Source organism: Brevibacillus centrosporus (assembly GCF_046622605.1).
GTDB lineage: Bacteria > Bacillota > Bacilli > Brevibacillales > Brevibacillaceae > Brevibacillus > Brevibacillus centrosporus.
This window is the reverse complement of sequence record NZ_CP176856.1, coordinates 3,527,963-3,547,678: the sequence shown is the minus strand read 5'-3', so window position 1 is coordinate 3,547,678 and position 19,716 is coordinate 3,527,963. Positions and strand designations below refer to the sequence as shown.

The following is a 19,716-nucleotide window of genomic DNA, read 5'->3' as shown; positions in this document are numbered from 1 at the left end:
GTGTAGGAAAGGAGCGTTCTTGCATTGAGTAAAATTCGAGTTCTTGTCACAGATGATTCTGCATTCATGAGAAAAGTTATAACAGATATTTTGTCTTCAGACCCTGAAATTGAAGTCATTGATCGAGCGAGGAATGGACTCGAGTGTATTGAAAAATGCAAACAGCTGAATCCAGATGTGCTTACGCTGGACATCGAAATGCCTGTGATGAACGGTCTGGACGCTTTGAAGTCATTGATGAGTGATCATCCTTTGCCGATTGTAATGCTGAGCAGTTTGACGCGTGAGGGCGCAGAGGCTACGATCGAGGCTTTGGAACTGGGCGCATTCGATTTTGTGACCAAACCGTCAGGGCCTATCTCACTCGACATACATAAGGTTGGAGATCGTTTGATTGAGCGGGTTAAAGCGGCAAGTATGGCAAAAGCCAGATGGAAGCGTGCTGTGCCAAGGCCAAGCATCTTTAAGAAATTGGAAACGAAGCCAGCCTCTGTCCAAACGCCACCACCGCTTTCGACAGCAACCGTGCCGATCGTGACACCGAGTACGCCAAACGAAATAATAAAGCCGCCCATCAGAAAGAATCTTGGGACAAGGCCAAGATTGGTAGCGCTGGGTACATCGACGGGGGGACCGAAAGCTCTGCAAGTGGTCTTGACGGCGATACCGGCAGATTTTCCCGCTCCTATCGCGATTGTTCAGCATATGCCAGCCGGTTTTACGAAATCGTTGGCGCAGCGGTTGAATACGTTGTCCCAGATACGGGTGACGGAAGTGGTGGATGGAGAGATTTTGGAGCCAGGAACAGCATACATTGCGCCTGGCGGATACCATTTTGAAGTCCGTCATGTCAATGGAAGACTGCAGGCCCATTTACATCAGGAAGAGCCTCGAGGCGGTCATCGACCATCTGTGGACACATTATTTGAATCAGTCAGTCGATTGACAAATGTAGACAAATGGGCAATTATCATGACAGGCATGGGAAATGATGGGACAAAAGGTCTAAAAATGATGAAGGAGCTCGATTCTGTTACGAGTATTGTCGAAGATGAGTCGACATGTGTCGTTTATGGAATGCCTCGTTCAGCAGCATTAGCGGGGTTGGCTGATCATGTAGCACCCGTTGATAAAATACCTGAGCTGTTGTGCAAGCTCGTGCACTGATTTTTGGGAGGTGGATCACCGATGGATATGAATCAGTATTTGGACATGTTTATCGAAGAATCGAAAGAACATCTGCAAGCAATCAATGCCAATCTGCTCTTGCTGGAGAATGATCCAGGGAACATTACACACGTAAAGGAAATCTTTCGCTCTGCTCATACCTTGAAAGGGATGTCGGCGACCATGGGCTTTGAGGACATGGCAAATTTGACGCATGAGGCAGAAAATGTACTGGATCTCATCCGCAACCAGAAGCTGATGATCACAAGCGACATTATGGATGTAATTTTCCAGAGTGTGGATTTGATCGAGGGCATGGTGATCGACATTACGGAAGGCGGAGATGGCTCCGCAGATGTATCCGGACCCGTGAAAAAGCTGAGGGCGATCGTGGCAGGTGAATTCACAGCGGAAAGTGAAGTTGCTGCCGCATCAGCTGTTGCCATTGAGGAAGAGGCTCCAGCCGAAGAGCAAATCGTGGCAGGTGAGCAGGACCTGGACGACTACGCTTTGATGGTGTTGAAACAGTCAAAAGAATTGGGCAACAACCTCATGTGGATCACAGTAACTTTGAACGACAACTGCCTGCTGAAAGCAGCCCGTTCCTATATGGTCTTCGATCAGCTGGAGTCCCTCGGTGAAGTCATTAAGACGAAGCCGACTGTGGAAGACATAGAAAACGAACGATTCGAGACTTCTTTTGAGATTGCTTATGTCACGATGCACCCTGCCGATAAAATTCGCAGTGCGATCCTAAACATCTCAGAAATCCAAGACGTCAAAATTGACCCGATCGGACTGAAGGAAGCACAGTTGCCTGTACCTGCGGTTGTGGAGAAGGTAGAAACAGCTGCTCCTGTGAAAAAAGAGCCAGATGCACAACAAGCACCTGTGCGCAAACAAGCGGCTGGTGGAAAAACCATCCGCGTTGATATCGAACGACTGGATATTCTCATGAATTTGTTCAGCGAGCTGGTCATTGACCGCGGAAGGCTGGAGCAGCTGGCGCGCGAGATCGGGAAAAGCGAGCTCCAAGAGACGGTTGAGCACATGAGCCGAATCAGCGGTGATTTGCAGAACATCATTCTAACGATGCGCATGGTACCGGTGGAGCAAGTATTCAATCGTTTCCCGCGTATGATTCGCGATTTGCAGAAAGATTTGAACAAGAAGGTCAATCTGGAGATTATCGGAGCGGAAACAGAGCTGGACCGAACCGTAATCGACGAAATCGGCGATCCGCTGAATCACTTGCTGAGAAACTCGCTGGACCATGGAATCGAGTCGCCAGCCGACCGTAAAAATGCAGGGAAGCCCGAAGAAGGAACGATCGTTCTGCGTGCATTCCATAGCGGTAATCACGTATTTATCGAAGTAAAAGATGACGGCGCTGGGATCAACAAGGATCGAGTGCTGAAGAAAGCGATCGAGCGCGGTATTGTGAATCCTGCGGCAGCAGATAGTTTAACAGACAAGCAAATTCACGAGCTGCTGTTCGCTGCCGGATTCAGTACTGCAGAGGTGATCTCGGATATTTCGGGTAGGGGTGTAGGACTCGACGTTGTAAAATCCAAGATCGAATCTCTTGGCGGCAGTGTTGGCGTAGAGTCTGTTCGCGGACAAGGCACGACATTCCTGATCCAGTTGCCGCTCACTCTCTCCATTATTTCTGCGATGCTCGTTCAAGTGCAGGATGAGAAATATGCGGTTCCGCTCAGCTCGATCATCGAGACAGCAGTATTTAGAAAAGATCAGATCATGATGGCGCATCGCCAGAAGGTGATCGATTTCCGTGGACGCGTCGTTCCGCTGGTATCTCTGCAGGATATTTTCCAAGTACCTGCGAGCGACTCGGTTCAAGATGATGAAGAAGTAGCCGTAATCATCGTGCGCAAAGGCGAAAAGATGGCGGGACTTGTGGTCGATTCCTTTATCGGACAACAAGAAATCGTACTGAAATCTTTGGGCAAGTATCTGGTGAATGTTTTTGCCATTTCAGGTGCAACGATCTTAGGAGATGGACAAGTAGCTCTCATTATTGATTGCAACACACTGATCAAGTAGGAGCGTAAATTCTTACACGTAAAAGGGAGGGGAAGCCACATGCTCGAGCACAAAGAAATCGTTGGCGAAGTGAAAGTGATTGTCTTCCGCTTGAAAGATGAAGAGTACGGGGTAGAAGTGGGCCAAGTCAAATCCATTGAAAAATTGGAGCACATCACACGAGTGCCTCGGACACCGAAGTTTGTTAAAGGGGTCATCAATCTCCGCGGGGTCGTAACGCCTATCATCGATTTGCGCAACCGTTTTGAGCTGGAGGAAAGTGTCTACTCGGAATCTACTCGCATCATTATCGTAGCGGTAGGAGAGCTGGAGGTTGGACTGATTGTCGATGCTGCAAATGATGTTATTGACATCGCAGTGGATGCAATCGAGCCTCCACCAGAAGTTGTCGGTGGTGTCGAAGCGGCGTATCTGCGAGGTGTCGCCAAGTTGGATAAGCGTCTCTTGATCCTGCTGAACCTCGACAAAGTGTTGAGCACAGAGGAAATCAAGCAGCTGGACGCTATTGAGGGGTAAGGAAAATGGCGTATTTTACGAAGTTTGGAGATTTCCAGTTTGACGTCCTGCGGGAAATTGGAAATATCGGTGCAGGGCATGCAGCTACTGCCCTCTCTAAGCTGATGAGCAAAGAAATCGATATGAAAGTACCTCAAGTGAGTATCATTCCTTTTGATGAGGTCGCTGATTGCGTAGGAGGAGCCGAGAACGTCGTCGTGACGGTCTTCCTCCGCGTAGAAGGTGACTGTCCAGGAAACATGTTCTTCATTCTTGATCTGGACTCGGCCAAACATTTGCTGCAGCAGATCACGGGGATTGAAAAGGATGTGTATGAGTGGGAAGAGTTCGAGATTTCAGCTTTGCATGAAATCGGCAACATCCTGACAGGCTCCTATCTATCGTCATTGGCTGATTTTACGCACCTGAATCTTCAGCCATCTGTTCCTGCACTTGCTGTGGACATGGCAGGGGCGATTCTGAGCTACGGATTGATTGAGCTTGGACAAGCAGGAGACTTTGCATTGACGATTGACACCGCCTTTTTTGAGGGTAACGAATTGGTGAAAGGGAACTTCTTTTTAATCCCTGACCCTGACTCCCTTCCCATTTTATTTCGTTCACTAGGAGTTCCTTTCGATGGAGATTATTAAGATCGGTATGGCCGACCTCGGTGTGGCAAAGCCACCGAGTCGCTTACGTACTACTGGACTCGGCTCGTGCGTAGGGGTTGTCCTCTACGACAGCAACCACAAAATTGCGGGAATGGCACATGTCATGCTACCAGAATCATCTCTAGCAAAAAATGGGGAGCTGACAGTAGGAAAGTACGCGGATACGGCAATCCCTTATTTGATCAAACAGATGGAGCGAGCGGGTGCATCAACCCGGAATATGGTGGCGAAATTGGCGGGTGGCGCACAAATGTTCGCATTTCTAGGCAAGAATGATACGATGCGAATCGGACCGAGAAACGTGGAAGCATGCAAACAGGCTTTGAAGGACGCACAGATAAAGATCGTGGCAGAAGACACAGGGGGTAACTGCGGTCGGACGATAGAATTAGATGCCACAAACGGCGTGCTTCAAATCCGAACAGTAAATCAAGGTGTGAAGGAAGTATAGGAATGAAGGGAACTTTGTGGATTAATTCTGGCTTGGGAATACTCGCGTTTGTCGTCACGCTGGCGACGGCTTGGGCAAGTAACGTCTGGCTCGTTTCACTAGAGCGGGCAGGCGTCGCATTTATCCTATTTTTCCTCGTCGCTTTTCCTGTCCGTTGGATAATCAGCAAGGTGACACAACCCCTGGCTCTCTCGACGATGGAAGAAGAGGATGCGCTGCAGAATGGTGCAGCTTCTCCCGTGAGAGAGACAGAGGATCAACAGTCAGAAGCGAGCGAGGAGTCATTTGCTCCTCTCGCTGTTTCCCAGATGGAGAGAATTCGTCCCATTGAGGATCCCACTACTGTCGCAGAGGTCGTTAGGCGCTTAACAGATGAGTAAAGGCTGGTGAGTAATTCGTGGCACGGCTAACCATACAAGAGAAGGCAAAAGAATTCGATAAATGGGTCATGTGGAAACAAGAGGGCAGTCGCGAAGCAGAAATCGATTTGATCACACGCTTTTTGCCGCTCGTAGACAAAGTAGCCAACCGTTTGGCGATCAACTTGCCAGCTAACGTGGACAAAGATGATCTGGTCAGCTACGGTCGCTTTGGGCTGTTGGACGCATTGGCCAAATTCGATCACACACGCGGTTTGCAGTTCGAAACGTATGCGATGTGGCGTATTCGTGGGGCGATGATTGACGGTTTGCGCGAAAATGACTGGATCCCTCGTACTGTTCGCGACAAGGCCAAAAAAATCGAAGAAGCGTATACAACTTTGGAACAGCAAATGCTGCGAATGCCTACAGACCTGGAAGTAGCGGAATACTTGGGGATTAGTGAAAAGGACCTTCAGCAAGTGTTTTTTGAAACTTCTCTCGCGACAATGGTCTCCATCGACGAAGCAGTCGGCGAGGAAGACGAGCAGAAAACGGCAAGACACTCCTACATCGTGGATGATATGACGCCACGGCCTGAAAATGTGGCAGAAGCCACGAGTCTGAAGGAAGTTCTTGTCACCGTAATTGACAAGCTGCCTGAGAAAGAAAGACTGGTCGTTTCCTTGTTCTATTTTGAAGAAATGACACTGTCTGAAATTGCTGAGATCATGAGCTTATCTCCTTCACGTATCTCTCAGCTTCATTCCAAGGCGCTGTTCCGTCTTCGTTCTGCGTTGTCCCGATGGAAGTCTCAGTTAATGTAGATAGAAAGTACCCAAAGGCTTGAGGGGGTTGGAAGTGATGGAAGGGATCGCGAAGTATCGATTAGAGGTAAATATTTCGCCGGATAAATTGGAGGCGGGGATCCTACTTCGAGTAGATGAGGAGGATCTCGATACCCTTTTGTTGTCAGAAGGCGATATTTACAAAGAGCTCGAAAAGAAAAAAATCAAGGTCGGCATTTTAGACAATGTAGTTCGGGATTTGTGTGCACTTCCGAGAAAGTACGCAAATTCGCAGGTTACCATCGCTCGGGGCGTCGCTCCTGTTCAGGGAGTGGATGGATCCTTGGAGTATCCATACTTGGATTCCGTGGTCGAGGGGAACGGCCCAAAGGAATTGGAAGACGGACGAGTAGACTACTACAATGTAACATCGATTCCAAACGTCGCCAAAGGCCAGCTATTAGCACGAAAGATTCCAGCTGGTCAAGGAACGGCAGGTACAACCGTTACCGGAGAGACCATCGCTCCCAAAGCTGGCAAAGATGTAGTGATCAAGCCAGGTAAAAACGTGGTGCAAAATCAGGAAAGAACGATGATTTACGCCGCGATTGATGGACAAGTATCGTTTACCGACAACGACAAAATGAACGTCTTTCCGGTATTTGAAGTAAACGGAGATGTGGACTTCGGAGTCGGTAACATCGATTTCGTGGGAACGGTGGTCATTCGCGGGAACGTCTTAAATGGTTTTCGTGTAAAAGCATCGGGGGATATTCGGGTGCTGGGAAGCGTCGAAGGTGCTGAATTGCACGCTGAAGGATCTATCGAAATTAAAAGCGGGATTGTCGCACAGGATAAGGGTCATATCATAGCAGGTCAAAACATTCGGACTTCATTTATACAAAATGCTAATGTAACAGCAGGAAACCAAGTGATTGTCTCCCAGAGCATCATGTTTTCAACCGTGCGCGCAGGCAAAGAGATCATTTGCAAGGGCGCAAAAGGAATCATCATTGGTGGTGTCTTGCAGGCGGGCGAGAAGATCGCTGCGCGGGTATTTGGAAATACGAGTGCAACCCCGACGATTTTGGAGGTGGGGGTAAAGCCTGAGCTGCGTCAGGAACTGGTACAAATTCAAAAGGAACTGCAGGTGGTATACGAAAACCTGCGTAAAACGGATCAAGGTTTGAGTGTGATGAATCAGATCCTGCAAGTCAGCGGGGAGCTTCCCCCAGATAAACGCATGCTGCAAATTAAACTCACCAACACCAGACTCGTCCTGGAAAAGGAATGCAAATCGCTGGAAGCTCGGAAAAAAGATGTTGAAACCGAGTTGAAAGGCGAAGGGCCTGCTGCGATCGAGGCGTATCATGTGATGTATCCTGGTATTAAGATGACGTTTGGCAAGCTGGTGCATTTTATCAAACATGAATACGCGCGAACTCGGTTTGTCGTATTGGATGGCGAGATCAGCACAGCTACGCTCATTTGACTTCCGTTTGGTGTACCATAGGCAGTGTAAGGGAGCTGTGTCTCGATGAGCTTGAAGAATGTGGAACTGCAAGTTGCCTTGCCACGTACGCTCGAAGTCACACGGATTCAGGATCAGCTGCTTCAACGGGGCGTCCACGAGCAGCAATCCCTCATGGAGGAGCGTAGCCAGCTCGACCAACAGATGAGACAGCGCCCGACAGATGTTGCGCATACCGAAAAAAACAGGATTCGTGAGCGCGAGCAAAAGTCAAAGAATAAGCAGCAAGACCCCAATATGTCTTCCGCAAGTCCAGAGGGAGAAGGAGCGGACGACGACGTAAAAAGGAAGCAAGTATCCATGCGTGACCCATTGCGCGGTCGCTTTATCGATATATCATTATAAGGATAGAAGTATAAAAAGCCAGAAACAAAGGTGGCCATCATGGACGTAGTGTATCTCATCTTGATCGGAGTCGGGTTTGTCTGTATTCTCATTTCCTTCTTTATAAAAGGAAAACAAACGAATGAATCCGATTCTTTTGAACTGACACGTCGCACGGCGGACAAGGCAGAGGTCGATAAAAAATGGCAGTTGCTTGGAAAGCAGATCAAACAGGACAAGGACTACCTGTTTTCTCAGATTGAGATCGTGCAGGGAGAGCTGCTTGGAGAAATTCATGTGTTGCGGAAGCGAATCGAACAATTGGAAAGCCAGGAAGTGTCAGCAAAGGCACTCCAAGCTCCAACGATAGACGTGTTGGACTCTCCTCTCATGAATAATGAAACGCAACAAATGAACGAAGTAGACATGCTGGCTTTGCGAGAGAGATATCGCAGAGTCTTTGAGCTGCACAGGGAAGGGCTGTCTTTGGATGAGATTGCCAAACGCATGGGAGCAGGAAGAGGAGAAATCGACCTGATCTTTGCCTTGGCTGCGCGTAAAGAAAGAGGGACAGCCGATGCGTAAACGAGAGCTGTTACTTGGCTTTGGTGCCGGCATGATTGTGGCTGCAGCGGTGACAGGCTGGTTTCAGACCAAGCAGATGCCTTCCGCGCAGAATGCACTTTCGTCTGTGCAGATCAAAAAGGCTGCCGAAGAATTGAAAATGGTCGTTTTGAGCAAGGAAGAGTACGAGCAGTGGCAGCAAGAGAAAAAAGTCAATGTGAAGCCTGCTCCCGAAGCACCGAAAGCTCCTGTGACACCTCAAGCGGGCCAGACGGTCAAGCCGCAAAGTCCAACTTCTACACAGCCGGTATCACCTAATCCGCCTGCTTCTGGTGTGCAGAAGTCGATTCCACAAACAACGAGTCCGACTAATGTGTCGACCAGCCCGGCTGAGCAGATGAAAAAACCGGTTCAGCCGAATGTGGAAACGCCTGTGGTTAAAAAGCAGATTTCCTTTACGGTTCCATACAAAGCGACGGCAGAGGGTGTGGCCAAAAAGCTCGTAGCGGAAGGCATCCTGCCGCCTGACAATACGCTGGTGGAAGAGCTCCGAAGCCAGGACAAGCTGAATCGGATCCGTGTGGGAACCTATCAGATTACTACCCCTGCGACGGCAGCAGATATCGTCAAACTTATTACGACTCCGCCCCAGAAATGAGGCGGTATTTTTTTTACAGATAGGAAGTATAAGATTCCTATCCAGTACAAGTGCAACTAAGGCTCCGCCAAAAGATATGGCGCAGCCAAGTTTTCTAGTGCGAAAATAATGGAATCTGTTTGTTGCAATTGAAAGTCTCATGTGATATATTCATTTACGGTGTTGAAATCGCACGTCCACCAATTCCAGCAACGGTGCTGCCTCAGGCAGTTTTGCTTGGAAGATGCGGTGTGGCGGAGGTAGCATCACAAAAAAACCACTTTTAAGGAGGTGTGAAATATGGCAGTAATTTCGATGAAACAACTCCTCGAGGCTGGTGTTCACTTTGGTCACCAAACTCGTCGTTGGAACCCGAAAATGGCTCGCTATATCTTCACCGAACGTAACGGAATCTACATTATCGACCTGCAAAAAACCGTAAAAAAAGTTGAGGAAGCGTACAACTTTGTACGTGAAGTCGCTCAAAACGGTGGTAAAGTGCTCTTCGTAGGTACGAAGAAACAAGCACAAGAATCCGTTAAAGAAGAAGCAGAACGTACAGGTCACTACTTCATCAACCAACGTTGGTTGGGTGGTACCTTGACTAACTTCACTACCATCAAAAAACGTACAGCTCGCCTTGCTGAGCTGAAGCGTATGGAACAAGATGGTACGTTCGAAGTATTGCCGAAGAAAGAAGTTATCGTTCTTCGCAAAGAAATGGATCGCCTGGAGAAATTCCTCGGCGGTATCGCTCACATGGATCAACTGCCGGACGCACTGTTCGTCATCGACCCACGTAAAGAGCGCATCGCTGTTGCAGAAGCTCGCAAACTGGGTATCCCAATCGTTGCAATCGTAGATACTAACTGCGATCCAGACGAGATCGACTACGTAATCCCAGGTAACGACGACGCAATTCGCGCTGTTAAACTGCTGACTGCGAAAATGGCAGATGCCCTGCAAGAAGGCAACCAAGGCGGAGAACAAGCCACAACAACTGCGTAAGCAAGTGTATGAGGGTGGACTGAGGGTGTCAGAACCCCGTCCATCCTTTTTTAACAAATGAGCACAATGTAACCAACCCTATACTTAGAACGTAACAATCCAAGGAGGTTAACTCAATGGCAATTAGTGCACAAACAGTTAAAGAACTTCGTGAGCGTACAGGTGCAGGTATGATGGATTGCAAACGCGCGCTGGAAGAAACTAACGGCGACATGGAAAAAGCAATTGACTTGCTCCGTGAACGCGGTATCGCGAAAGCAGCGAAAAAATCCGGCCGTATTGCTGCAGAAGGTTTGACTGCAACTGCAGTTGAGGGTAACGTAGCAGCTGTTGTCGAAGTAAACTGCGAAACAGACTTCGTAGCGAAAAACCCTGAGTTCCAAACACTCGTAAAAGACATCGCTGAGCACGTTGTATCCCAGCGTCCTGCAACGGTTGAAGAAGCTTTGGAGCAACCTTTCAAGGGCGCAGGCGAAACACTGGCTCACGTAATCAATGAGAAAATCTCCACAATCGGAGAAAACATCTCCTTCCGTCGTTTCTTCCTTTCCGAGAAATCCGACAACGGCGTCTTCGGTGCTTACCTGCACATGGGCGGTCGTATCGGCGTTCTGGTTACATTGGAAGGCACGCAAAACGAAACACTGGCAAAAGACCTGGGCATGCATGCAGCAGCGTCTAACCCACGCTTTGCAAACCGCGATGAAGTTTCCCAAGACGAGATCGATCGCGAGCGCGAGGTTCTGAAAAACCAAGCATTGGCTGAAGGCAAGCCAGCGAATATCGTTGAAAAAATGGTTGAAGGTCGTCTCTCCAAGTACTTCGAAGAGTACGTACTGGTCGAACAGCCATTCGTTAAAGACCCAGACAAGAAAGTATCTGCTCTGCTGAAAGAAGCAGGTGCTACCTTGAAAGAATTCGCTCGTTTCCAAGTGGGCGAAGGTATCGAGAAAAAACAAGAAGACTTCGCTGCTGAAGTAATGGCGCAAGTAAATAAGCAATAATAAGGATATAGGGAACACCTCCGTGTTCCCTATTTTCAAAACGAGAGTTTCACTAAAAGTGAAACTCTCATGCACGTAAAAAGCAATGTGCAGATATAGTGTCAGAAGGAATGCTGACGATGCACAGAGAATGATTCATGAATGGAGGCCGTTTTCACATGCCACTTCCTGCCTATAAACGGGTTGTGTTAAAGTTGAGTGGGGAAGCACTGGCGGGAGACTTAGGATATGGGATTGATCCGAAGGTCATTTTTTCCGTAGCGAACCAGATCAAGGAAATCGTAGAATTGGGAGTACAAGTTGCAGTAGTCGTCGGTGGAGGCAATATCTGGCGCGGACTTTCCGGTAGCTCCAAAGGGATGGATCGTGCAACTGCCGATTACATGGGCATGCTGGCCACGATCATGAACTCACTCGCCTTGCAGGATGGGTTGGAGCAAGTGAACGTCCCGACTCGTGTACAAACATCGATTGAGATGAGACAAGTGGCAGAGCCATACATACGCCGCCGCGCGATTCGCCATTTGGAAAAAATGCGTGTCGTTATCTTCGCTGCTGGTACTGGAAACCCTTATTTCTCTACGGATACAACTGCTGCCTTGCGCGCAGCCGAGATTGAAGCTGAAGTTATCCTGATGGCAAAAAATAAAGTGGACGGCGTTTATTCTGCAGACCCGAGCTTGGATCCGAATGCGGAGAAATACGATCGTTTGACTTTCCTGGAAGTCCTGAACAAAGGACTGGGTGTCATGGATTCCACAGCATCGAGTCTGTGCATGGACAACAATATTCCGCTGATCGTCTTTAACATTTCCGAAGAAGGCAATATTCGCCGGGCAGTGATGGGCGATAAGATCGGTACTCTGGTGAAGGGGGAATAATTATGGCACAATCCGTGATCAAAGACATGGAAGATCGCATGAACAAAGCGATTTCGAATCTGAAAAGAGACCTGTCCACTCTGCGTGCAGGACGTGCAAACCCTGCGATGCTGGATCGTGTGATGGTTGACTATTATGGTACGCCGACGCCGATTAGCCAGTTGGCTAACGTGAGTGTCCCTGAACCTCGCATGCTCACCATTCAGCCTTGGGACAAAACGGCTTTGAAAGAAATTGATCGAGCTCTGCAGCAATCGGACTTGGGTATTTCGCCAAGCAACGACGGTGTGACCATTCGTTTGATCATCCCGCCACTGACAGAAGAACGTCGCAAAGACTTGGTGAAATTGGCTGGCAAGAGCGGTGAGGAAACCAAAGTAGCGATTCGCAACATTCGCCGCGACGCTAACGATGAGATCAAGAAGCTTGAAAAAGCAGCAACCATTTCCGAAGATGAATCTCGTCGCTATCAAGAAACGGTACAAAAAACGACGGATAAATTTATTGCAGAAGTCGACAAAGTCGTTAAGGATAAAGAGAAAGACATCTTGGAAGTGTAATTCAAGGGAATCCCCCTCTCACTTGAGGGGGATGTACGTCTATATCTCTCATTACGGGGGAACACTTTATGTTAGAACATCTAGCGCGCAAATGGACCCGCAAGGAAAAACAAACCGTGCAGGAAGAACTGGACCTCTCCGGCAAAATCCCGGAGCATGTCGCAGTGATCATGGACGGGAATGGAAGATGGGCCAACATGCGCAGTTTACCCCGGGTCGCCGGGCATCGAGCAGGAATGAAAACGGTAAAGGAAGTCGTCAAAGCTGCTGACGAGATCGGTGTACGCTATATGACGATGTACGCTTTTTCTACCGAGAACTGGAAGCGACCGCGGGACGAAGTGGATTTTCTCATGAAGCTTCCGCAGGAATTTTTGTCGACAGAATTGGATGAATTGATTGAACGAGATGTTCGCATCCGCATGTTGGGAAGCAAGGATGAACTGCCTTCTCACACATTAAAGGCATTGCTTGAAGCGGAAGAGAAAACACGTGACAACCGTGGACTACAGCTGAATTTTGCTTTGAACTACGGTGGACGTGATGAGATTGTCAAAGCATTTTCGGTGATTGCAGCACAAGTGAAAGCGGGGGAACTTGACCCGCAGGAATTGGATGAGGAAGTCATTTCCCGTTACCTGTATACAAGCGAAATCCCCGATCCAGACCTCTTGATTCGCACAAGTGGAGAGATTCGTTTGAGCAACTTTATGCTCTGGCAATTGGCGTACACTGAAATGTGGTTTACGGATGTGCTTTGGCCGGATTTTTCCCGTGAACACTTTTATCAAGCGATAGTGGAGTACCAAGGTCGAGCTCGTCGCTACGGGGCGGTATAGCCGAGAGGTGGAATCTGTTGAAGCAACGTATAATAACAGGCTTGATTGGTGGGGCCGCTTTTCTCCTTTTGATCTATTTGGGAGGAAGCTGGTACTCATTATTGGTATTGCTTTTGGCCGTGATTGGCCATTTTGAATTTATGAGGATGGCGGGCCTCCAGCCATGGAACGTCGCAAGCATACTCGGATACATTTTGATGATCAGCATTCTTTGGCCGTCCCTTACTTTTTCCACCTGGCTTACCATCAGCACGCCGGATCTGATGATAGCAGTTCTTCTGCTTTTATTGATTTACTCCGTTTTGCGGAAAAATCAGTTTCATATCGAACACATCGCCCTTACATTGGTGGGGGCGTTATACATAGGCTTTGGTTTTACTTATATGGCAGCTACCCGCAATCTTCCGGACGGATTGATGCTAACGGTACTCGTCATTCTCGGAATTTGGTCGACGGATTCCGGGGCTTATTTTGTAGGAAAAGCGATCGGGAAACGAAAGCTGTGGCCAGAAATTAGCCCAAACAAAACGATCGAGGGCTCCTTGGGGGGACTTTTGGCTTCCATTGTCGTGGTACTTGCAGTGAACGCCATCTTTGGCGGCTTGGATACGCTTCAAGCATTTCTGATTGCAGTGGTAGCAGGGATCATCGGACAGCTGGGAGACTTGGTGGAATCCGGCTTAAAGCGTCATTTTGGTGTGAAGGATTCCGGTCAGCTGATCCCTGGGCACGGCGGTGTGCTTGATCGGTTTGACAGCTTCCTGCTCGTCTTTCCGGTTTTGCATCTACTAGGAATCGTCTGAGACCTGACGCATAAAGAATTATAGAGGGTGAATTAAAGTGAAACAAATAGCACTCTTGGGGTCCACTGGTTCTGTCGGCACGAGCACCCTGGATGTTGTCGAACAGCATCCAGGGAAATTCTCAGTGGTAGCGATGGCGGCAGGAACGAATGTGGACTTGCTGGCTCGGCAGGTGAAAAGATTCCAGCCAGAGCTGGTCTCTGTGGCCCATGCTGAAGCTGCTGCAGCGCTAGCGGAACGTCTCGGAGGATCAGCTATGCCTGAGATCGTTTATGGAGCAGAAGGGCTCGAGCAGGTGGCTCGGCATGAGTCGGCAAACTTCGTGATGACGGCTGTTGTCGGTAGTGTCGGAGTTTCCCCTACCTTAGCTGCGATTGAAGCGGGAAAAACGATTGGCCTCGCGAACAAGGAGACACTGGTTAGCGCAGGTCCCGTCGTGATGAAGGTAGCGAAGGAAAAAGGGGTGACCATTATTCCTGTCGACAGCGAGCATTCAGCCGTTTATCAATGCTTGCAGGGAGAGCGCAGGGAAGATGTTTCCCGCATCATCTTGACCGCTTCAGGAGGGTCTTTTCGTCATGTCAGCCGCCAGGAATTGGAGAATGTGACTGTCGCTGAAGCGCTCGCGCATCCAAACTGGAGCATGGGGGCGAAAATTACCATCGATTCGGCTACCATGATGAACAAAGGTTTTGAAGTAATCGAAGCGCATTGGTTGTTTGATTTGCCGTATGAACAGATCGACACCATCCTGCACTATGAAAGCATCATTCACTCTATGGTAGAATACAAGGACAGGGCAGTCATGGCCCAGCTGGGAACGCCTGATATGAGAGTTCCCATTCAGTACGCGCTCAGCTATCCGGAGAGAATGAATTTGGATTCGGAGCCACTCGATCTCGTAAAGCTCGGCACTCTTCACTTTGCTGCCATGGATTTTGAGCGCTATCCTCTGCTACAATTGGCATATGACTGTGGAAAAGCTGGCGGCACACATCCGGCTGTCTTGAATGCAGCCAACGAAGTAGCCGTTGACCTGTTTTTGAAAGGCGCAATCCGGTTTCTCGAGATTGAAACCATTGTCAGAAAAACCTGCGAAGCTCACCAGGGAGTTAACCATCCGACATTGGAAGAGATTTTTGCAGCAGATCGTTGGGCGCGCTCTTTCGCGTCGGATTTGTATACGGTAGGGCTTTAGATACTGAATGAAAGGTGGCTGTTCAATTGCCTCTTCCCAATCTGGATTCCGTTGGATCAATTCTCGCGATAGTAATCGTTTTTGGGGTACTCGTCTTTGTGCATGAACTTGGACATTTCCTGCTCGCAAAAAGAGCGGGAATACTTTGCCGTGAATTTGCACTCGGCATGGGACCCAAAATTTTCCGTGTTAAGCGGGGAGAAACGGAATACACGCTTCGCCTTTTGCCAATCGGTGGACTCGTCCGTATGGCAGGTGAAGACCCTGAGATGGATATGTTGAAACCGCATATGGAAATCGGTGTGGAGCGAGATGCGGTGGGAAAGGTAACACATATCCTCTTGGATGGGCCAGGCACCGGCTCAGCACGAGCGATTTCCGGTACAGTAGTAAGCTTTGATCTGGAACATGCATTGAACCTGACGCTTGATATCGGCGGGGAGCAGCGTACGTTTTCCGTGCATCCACAAGCTCAACTGGTGAAGGATGGACAAGAGGTTCAGATTGCCCCACTGAATAGACAGTTTAAAGGAAAGACGGTATCTCAGCGCTTTTGGGCCATTTTCGCAGGTCCAGCTGCCAACTTTATTCTGGCCTTTCTGTTATTTGTCGCCATTGGACTGATTTACGGAGTTCCGAAAGACGTTCCTTATCTCGGCGAAGTGAGAGCGGGCGGTCCTGCTGCCCAAGCTGGTTTGCTTCAAGGCGACAAAGTGATCTCTATTGAAGGAAAGCCAGTTGCTTCCTGGAAAGAGATCGTGGAGATCGTCAGTCAATCTCCCGGGAAGGAATTGACCTTCGAATACGAGCGTAGTGGCCAGCGCCATACAGTTCCGGTGAAGGTAGGGAAAGATGAGAATAACGTTGGGAAAATCATGGTGACAAACTCGTTGACATACGCTCCAGGGGAAGTCTTGAAGTACGGAGCTTCATCTACCTATGACTTTACGATGATGATCCTGAAAAGCCTGGGAATGCTCTTTACGGGTTCGGTAGGAATTAATGATTTGAGTGGACCTGTCGGCATCTTTAAGATGACGGGTGAGTTTGCGCAGCAAGGAATCGCGATTTTGATGAAATGGGCGGCTGTCCTCAGCATCAACCTGGGATTGTTCAACCTGCTCCCGCTTCCTGCATTGGATGGTGGACGTCTGGCGTTCCTGGCTGTGGAAGCTCTGCGTGGCCGTCCGATCGATCCGCATAAGGAAGGGATGGTACACTTCCTTGGATTTGCGTTCTTGATGCTCTTGATTTTGGTGGTAACATGGAATGACCTGCAACGGTTTTTCTTTCAATAACGTACTCACTTACTAGAACGAATACAGACAAAATGAAGGATGGTGCAAAATGTACAAGCGCGAGGAGACGAAACCGGTATTTGTCGGAGGCGTACAAATCGGGGGTCAGAAGAGCGTAGTCATTCAATCCATGACCACTGCGGATACGCGGGATGTGGAGAAAACGTTGGCCGAGATCCAGAGATTGCACGATGTAGGGTGCCAGATCGTTCGTCTGGCCGTCATTAACGAGGACGCTGCACGTGCGATTAAAAAGATCAAGGAGCGGTCTCCGCTGCCGCTCGTTGCGGATATTCACTTTGACCATAAGCTCGCACTGATTGCACTTGAGAGCGGAATCGACAAGATCCGGATCAACCCGGGGAACATCGGTTCCAAGGAAAAGACGAAAAGAGTAGTGGAAGCATGCCGCGAGCGCAATGTACCGATCCGAATTGGTGTCAACTCGGGTTCTGTAGAAAAGCGACTGCTTGAAAAATACGGCTATCCTTCGCCTGAAGCGATTGTAGAGAGCGCGATGGACCACGTGGAAATTCTCGAAGACTTGAACTACGACAACATCGTCATTTCGCTGAAGTCTTCCGATGTCCCAACAATGATCCAAACGTATTCCCTGATGGCACAAAAACGCAACTACCCATTGCATGTCGGTGTTACTGAGGCGGGAACGCAATTCTCTGGCAGTATCAAATCGGCTGTGGGTATTGGTACCGTCCTGTCGATGGGAATTGGCGATACGATCCGTGTATCCTTGACGGCTGACCCTGTAGAAGAAATCAAAGTGGCCAAACAAATCCTGCGCAGCTTGGACATCGTGAACAACGATCCCGTAGTCATTGCTTGCCCTTCCTGCGGACGCTGCGCGATTGACCTGATCGGGCTGGCTACCAAAGTAGAGGATGCGATTTCTACCTTGAAGGTTCCTTTGAAAGTAGCTGTGATGGGCTGCGCCGTAAACGGGCCAGGTGAAGCACGCGAGGCTGATGTAGGCGTTGCGGGTGGTAATGGAGAAGGATTGATCTTCCGCAATGGCGAAATTGTTCGGAAAGTGAAAGAAACCGAACTGTTTGAAGAGTTGATGAAAGAAATCAACGAAATGGTCGGCGAACAAAAGCCTACACATGTAGGGTAAGTAGATCGCTTCTAATCTACACGAGTATGAGCGAAGTGAAACTTTCCGCTACTGATGGTCACAGGCCGCGGTAGAGGGTTTTTATAAGCATTAAGGAGGACACGCACGTGTTGAAGCAAAGCCAAATGTTGATTCCTACCCTGCGGGAAGTGCCTGCTGATGCGGAGATTGCCAGCCACAAGCTGCTGCTCCGTGCCGGTATGGCCCGCCAGCTGGCATCCGGTATTTATACCTACCTGCCGCTCGCACTCCGCACCCTGCACAAAATCCAAGCCATCGTGCGTGAAGAGATGAACAACGCTGGCGGTCAGGAGCTTTTAATGCCAGCTATGCAGCCAGCAGAGCTGTGGCATCAAACCGGTCGTTGGGATGTGTATGGACCAGAGCTGGTTCGTCTGCGCGATCGTCATGACCGTTCCTTTGCGTTGGGGCCGACCCACGAGGAAGTCATCACCAGCCTTGTGCGTGATGAAATCAACTCGTACAAAAAGCTGCCAATCAACCTTTACCAGATCCAAACCAAGTTCCGTGATGAGGTTCGCCCTCGCTTCGGGTTGATCCGCTGCCGTGAGTTTATCATGAAGGATGCGTATTCCTTTGATACGACTCAGGAAGGCTTGGATCGCAACTTCCGAGCGATGTACGATGCCTATACCAACATCTTCACTCGCGTTGGGTTAAACTTCCGCGCTGTTGAAGCAGATGCTGGTGCCATCGGCGGTAAAGGTACGTATGAATTCATGGCTCTGTGTGATATCGGTGAAGACACTATTGCTTACTCCGAAGAAGGCGATTTTGCCGCGAACCTGGAGAAAGCAGAAGTCGTTTACCAGCCAGCAGCGAAGCCTGCGACTGAAACTTCGGCGCCTGAAAAACTGCATACCCCTGGTGTCAAAACGATCGAGCAATTGACAAAAGCGCTTCAGATCGAAGCGAAGCAAATTGTCAAAAGCCTGCTCTATCGGGTAGACGACAAACTGGTCATGGTACTCGTTCGTGGAGATCACGAGCTCAACGAAGTAAAGCTGAAAAATCTGTACGATGCAACCATCGTTGGATTGGCGACAGAAGCGGATATCTTGTCCGTAACAGGTGCTCCAGCAGGCTTTGTTGGACCCGTTGGCCTTGACAGCGAAAAAGTGGAAATCATCGCGGACAACAACGTTCAAGACGTTTTCGATGGTGTAGTAGGGGCTAACGAAACAGATTACCATATTCAACATGTTCAACCAGGTCGTGATTACATGGTATCCCGCTATGCTGACCTTCGCAATATTACGGAAGAAGACGTTTGCCCACGTACTGGCGGAGCGATCAAGTTTGCCCGCGGTGTAGAAGTCGGCCATGTCTTTAAGCTCGGAACGAAATACTCGACAGCGCTGGGGGCTACCTTCCTCGATGAAAATGGAAGAAGCCAGCCAATGATCATGGGCTGCTACGGCATCGGGGTATCCCGTACGATTGCAGCAGTCATCGAGCAAAACAACGATGAAAATGGGATCATTTGGCCAGTAGCTGTAGCACCTTTCCACGTGCATGTCATTCCGGTCAATGTTAAAGTAGAAGAGCAACGTCAGACCAGTGAACAAATCACAGAAGCATTGCGCAAAGCAGGCGTGGAAGTATTGTTTGACGACCGCCCTGAGCGCGCAGGTGTGAAGTTCAAGGATGCTGACCTGATCGGATTGCCGCTGCGCATTACGGTTTCCGACAAGGCTGCAGAGGAAGGCACTGTAGAAATTCGCGTACGGAAAACCGGAGAGACCGTTCATGTCAAGCTGGACGAAATCGCGAGCGAAGTCAAAGCTTTGCTGGCCCGTGTTGACCGCACGGGAGCCGAACTGTTCGGAGTGTAATTGACAGCAGGAATAAAGAGGGATTTTGTCGAAATTTACGGGGTACTCCCCTGATGCAACGGGAGTGCCTCTTTTTCTTGTTT

Annotated in this window: 21 protein-coding genes; all 21 read left to right on the top strand. The window is 49.2% G+C overall.

The window, feature by feature from the left end; all coding sequences use genetic code 11:
* Positions 1–24: 24 nt before the first annotated feature.
* The 21 genes from ACLIN2_RS17885 to ACLIN2_RS17785 all read left to right on the top strand — a co-directional run bounded on the left by ACLIN2_RS17885 (position 25) and on the right by ACLIN2_RS17785 (position 19,633).
* A complete protein-coding gene (locus tag ACLIN2_RS17885) occupies positions 25–1,167 on the top strand; it encodes a protein-glutamate methylesterase/protein-glutamine glutaminase (RefSeq protein ID WP_122959460.1) in 1,143 nt (380 codons plus the stop codon).
* A gap of 21 nt (positions 1,168–1,188) precedes the next feature.
* The gene (locus tag ACLIN2_RS17880) at positions 1,189–3,231 is read left to right on the top strand and encodes a chemotaxis protein CheA (protein ID WP_328211236.1); all 2,043 of its coding nucleotides are present in this window, start codon (positions 1,189–1,191) and stop codon (positions 3,229–3,231) included.
* Between the two features lie 39 nt (positions 3,232–3,270).
* Complete coding sequence (locus ACLIN2_RS17875; RefSeq protein ID WP_092266679.1) at positions 3,271–3,747, top strand: chemotaxis protein CheW; 477 nt, start codon at positions 3,271–3,273, stop codon at positions 3,745–3,747.
* A 5-nt stretch (positions 3,748–3,752) separates the two neighbouring features.
* Positions 3,753–4,379, top strand: a complete 627-nt coding sequence (locus ACLIN2_RS17870) for a chemotaxis protein CheC (RefSeq protein ID WP_092266680.1) — start codon at positions 3,753–3,755, stop codon at positions 4,377–4,379.
* The gene (locus ACLIN2_RS17865) at positions 4,366–4,851 is read left to right on the top strand and encodes a chemotaxis protein CheD (RefSeq protein WP_092266681.1); all 486 of its coding nucleotides are present in this window, start codon (positions 4,366–4,368) and stop codon (positions 4,849–4,851) included. Before ACLIN2_RS17870 ends, ACLIN2_RS17865 begins: the two co-directional genes overlap by 14 nt.
* A gap of 2 nt (positions 4,852–4,853) precedes the next feature.
* Positions 4,854–5,231: a hypothetical protein gene (locus ACLIN2_RS17860; protein WP_092266682.1), complete on the top strand. Its 378-nt coding sequence runs from the start codon at positions 4,854–4,856 to the stop codon at positions 5,229–5,231.
* A gap of 17 nt (positions 5,232–5,248) precedes the next feature.
* Complete coding sequence (locus ACLIN2_RS17855) at positions 5,249–6,037, top strand: FliA/WhiG family RNA polymerase sigma factor (protein WP_122959458.1); 789 nt, start codon at positions 5,249–5,251, stop codon at positions 6,035–6,037.
* 37 nt (positions 6,038–6,074) lie between these two features.
* Positions 6,075–7,490 (top strand): DUF342 domain-containing protein, encoded by a 1,416-nt coding sequence (locus tag ACLIN2_RS17850; RefSeq protein WP_411501730.1) that lies wholly within the window; start codon positions 6,075–6,077, stop codon positions 7,488–7,490.
* A gap of 45 nt (positions 7,491–7,535) precedes the next feature.
* Entirely contained in the window at positions 7,536–7,874 is a 339-nt protein-coding gene (locus ACLIN2_RS17845; protein WP_092266685.1) for a hypothetical protein, read from the top strand.
* Positions 7,875–7,913: 39 nt separating this feature from the next.
* Positions 7,914–8,438: an RNA polymerase sigma factor gene (locus tag ACLIN2_RS17840; protein WP_092266686.1), complete on the top strand. Its 525-nt coding sequence runs from the start codon at positions 7,914–7,916 to the stop codon at positions 8,436–8,438.
* Entirely contained in the window at positions 8,431–9,075 is a 645-nt protein-coding gene (locus ACLIN2_RS17835) for a DNA polymerase III subunit gamma/tau (protein WP_411501729.1), read from the top strand. Before ACLIN2_RS17840 ends, ACLIN2_RS17835 begins: the two co-directional genes overlap by 8 nt.
* A 279-nt stretch (positions 9,076–9,354) precedes the next feature.
* Positions 9,355–10,062: a 30S ribosomal protein S2 gene (gene rpsB / locus ACLIN2_RS17830; protein WP_092266688.1), complete on the top strand. Its 708-nt coding sequence runs from the start codon at positions 9,355–9,357 to the stop codon at positions 10,060–10,062.
* A 116-nt stretch (positions 10,063–10,178) separates the two neighbouring features.
* Complete coding sequence (tsf, locus tag ACLIN2_RS17825) at positions 10,179–11,066, top strand: translation elongation factor Ts (RefSeq protein WP_092266689.1); 888 nt, start codon at positions 10,179–10,181, stop codon at positions 11,064–11,066.
* A 158-nt stretch (positions 11,067–11,224) separates the two neighbouring features.
* Positions 11,225–11,947 (top strand): UMP kinase, encoded by a 723-nt coding sequence (pyrH, locus tag ACLIN2_RS17820; protein ID WP_092266690.1) that lies wholly within the window; start codon positions 11,225–11,227, stop codon positions 11,945–11,947.
* A 2-nt stretch (positions 11,948–11,949) separates the two neighbouring features.
* Positions 11,950–12,507, top strand: coding sequence for a ribosome recycling factor (frr, locus tag ACLIN2_RS17815; protein ID WP_411501728.1), 558 nt, complete (start codon positions 11,950–11,952; stop codon positions 12,505–12,507).
* Between the two features lie 68 nt (positions 12,508–12,575).
* Positions 12,576–13,346 carry an isoprenyl transferase gene (locus ACLIN2_RS17810; RefSeq protein ID WP_092266692.1) on the top strand — a complete coding sequence of 257 codons (771 nt, stop codon included), beginning with the start codon at positions 12,576–12,578 and terminating at the stop codon, positions 13,344–13,346.
* A 17-nt stretch (positions 13,347–13,363) separates the two neighbouring features.
* Complete coding sequence (locus ACLIN2_RS17805; RefSeq protein WP_411501727.1) at positions 13,364–14,149, top strand: phosphatidate cytidylyltransferase; 786 nt, start codon at positions 13,364–13,366, stop codon at positions 14,147–14,149.
* A gap of 37 nt (positions 14,150–14,186) precedes the next feature.
* A complete protein-coding gene (locus ACLIN2_RS17800) occupies positions 14,187–15,347 on the top strand; it encodes a 1-deoxy-D-xylulose-5-phosphate reductoisomerase (protein WP_411501726.1) in 1,161 nt (386 codons plus the stop codon).
* Positions 15,348–15,373: 26 nt separating this feature from the next.
* A complete protein-coding gene (gene rseP / locus ACLIN2_RS17795; protein ID WP_122922292.1) occupies positions 15,374–16,645 on the top strand; it encodes an RIP metalloprotease RseP in 1,272 nt (423 codons plus the stop codon).
* A gap of 49 nt (positions 16,646–16,694) precedes the next feature.
* Entirely contained in the window at positions 16,695–17,777 is a 1,083-nt protein-coding gene (gene ispG, locus ACLIN2_RS17790; RefSeq protein WP_092266696.1) for a flavodoxin-dependent (E)-4-hydroxy-3-methylbut-2-enyl-diphosphate synthase, read from the top strand.
* A 110-nt stretch (positions 17,778–17,887) separates the two neighbouring features.
* Positions 17,888–19,633: a proline--tRNA ligase gene (locus ACLIN2_RS17785; RefSeq protein ID WP_411504558.1), complete on the top strand. Its 1,746-nt coding sequence runs from the start codon at positions 17,888–17,890 to the stop codon at positions 19,631–19,633.
* Positions 19,634–19,716: the final 83 nt, after the last annotated feature.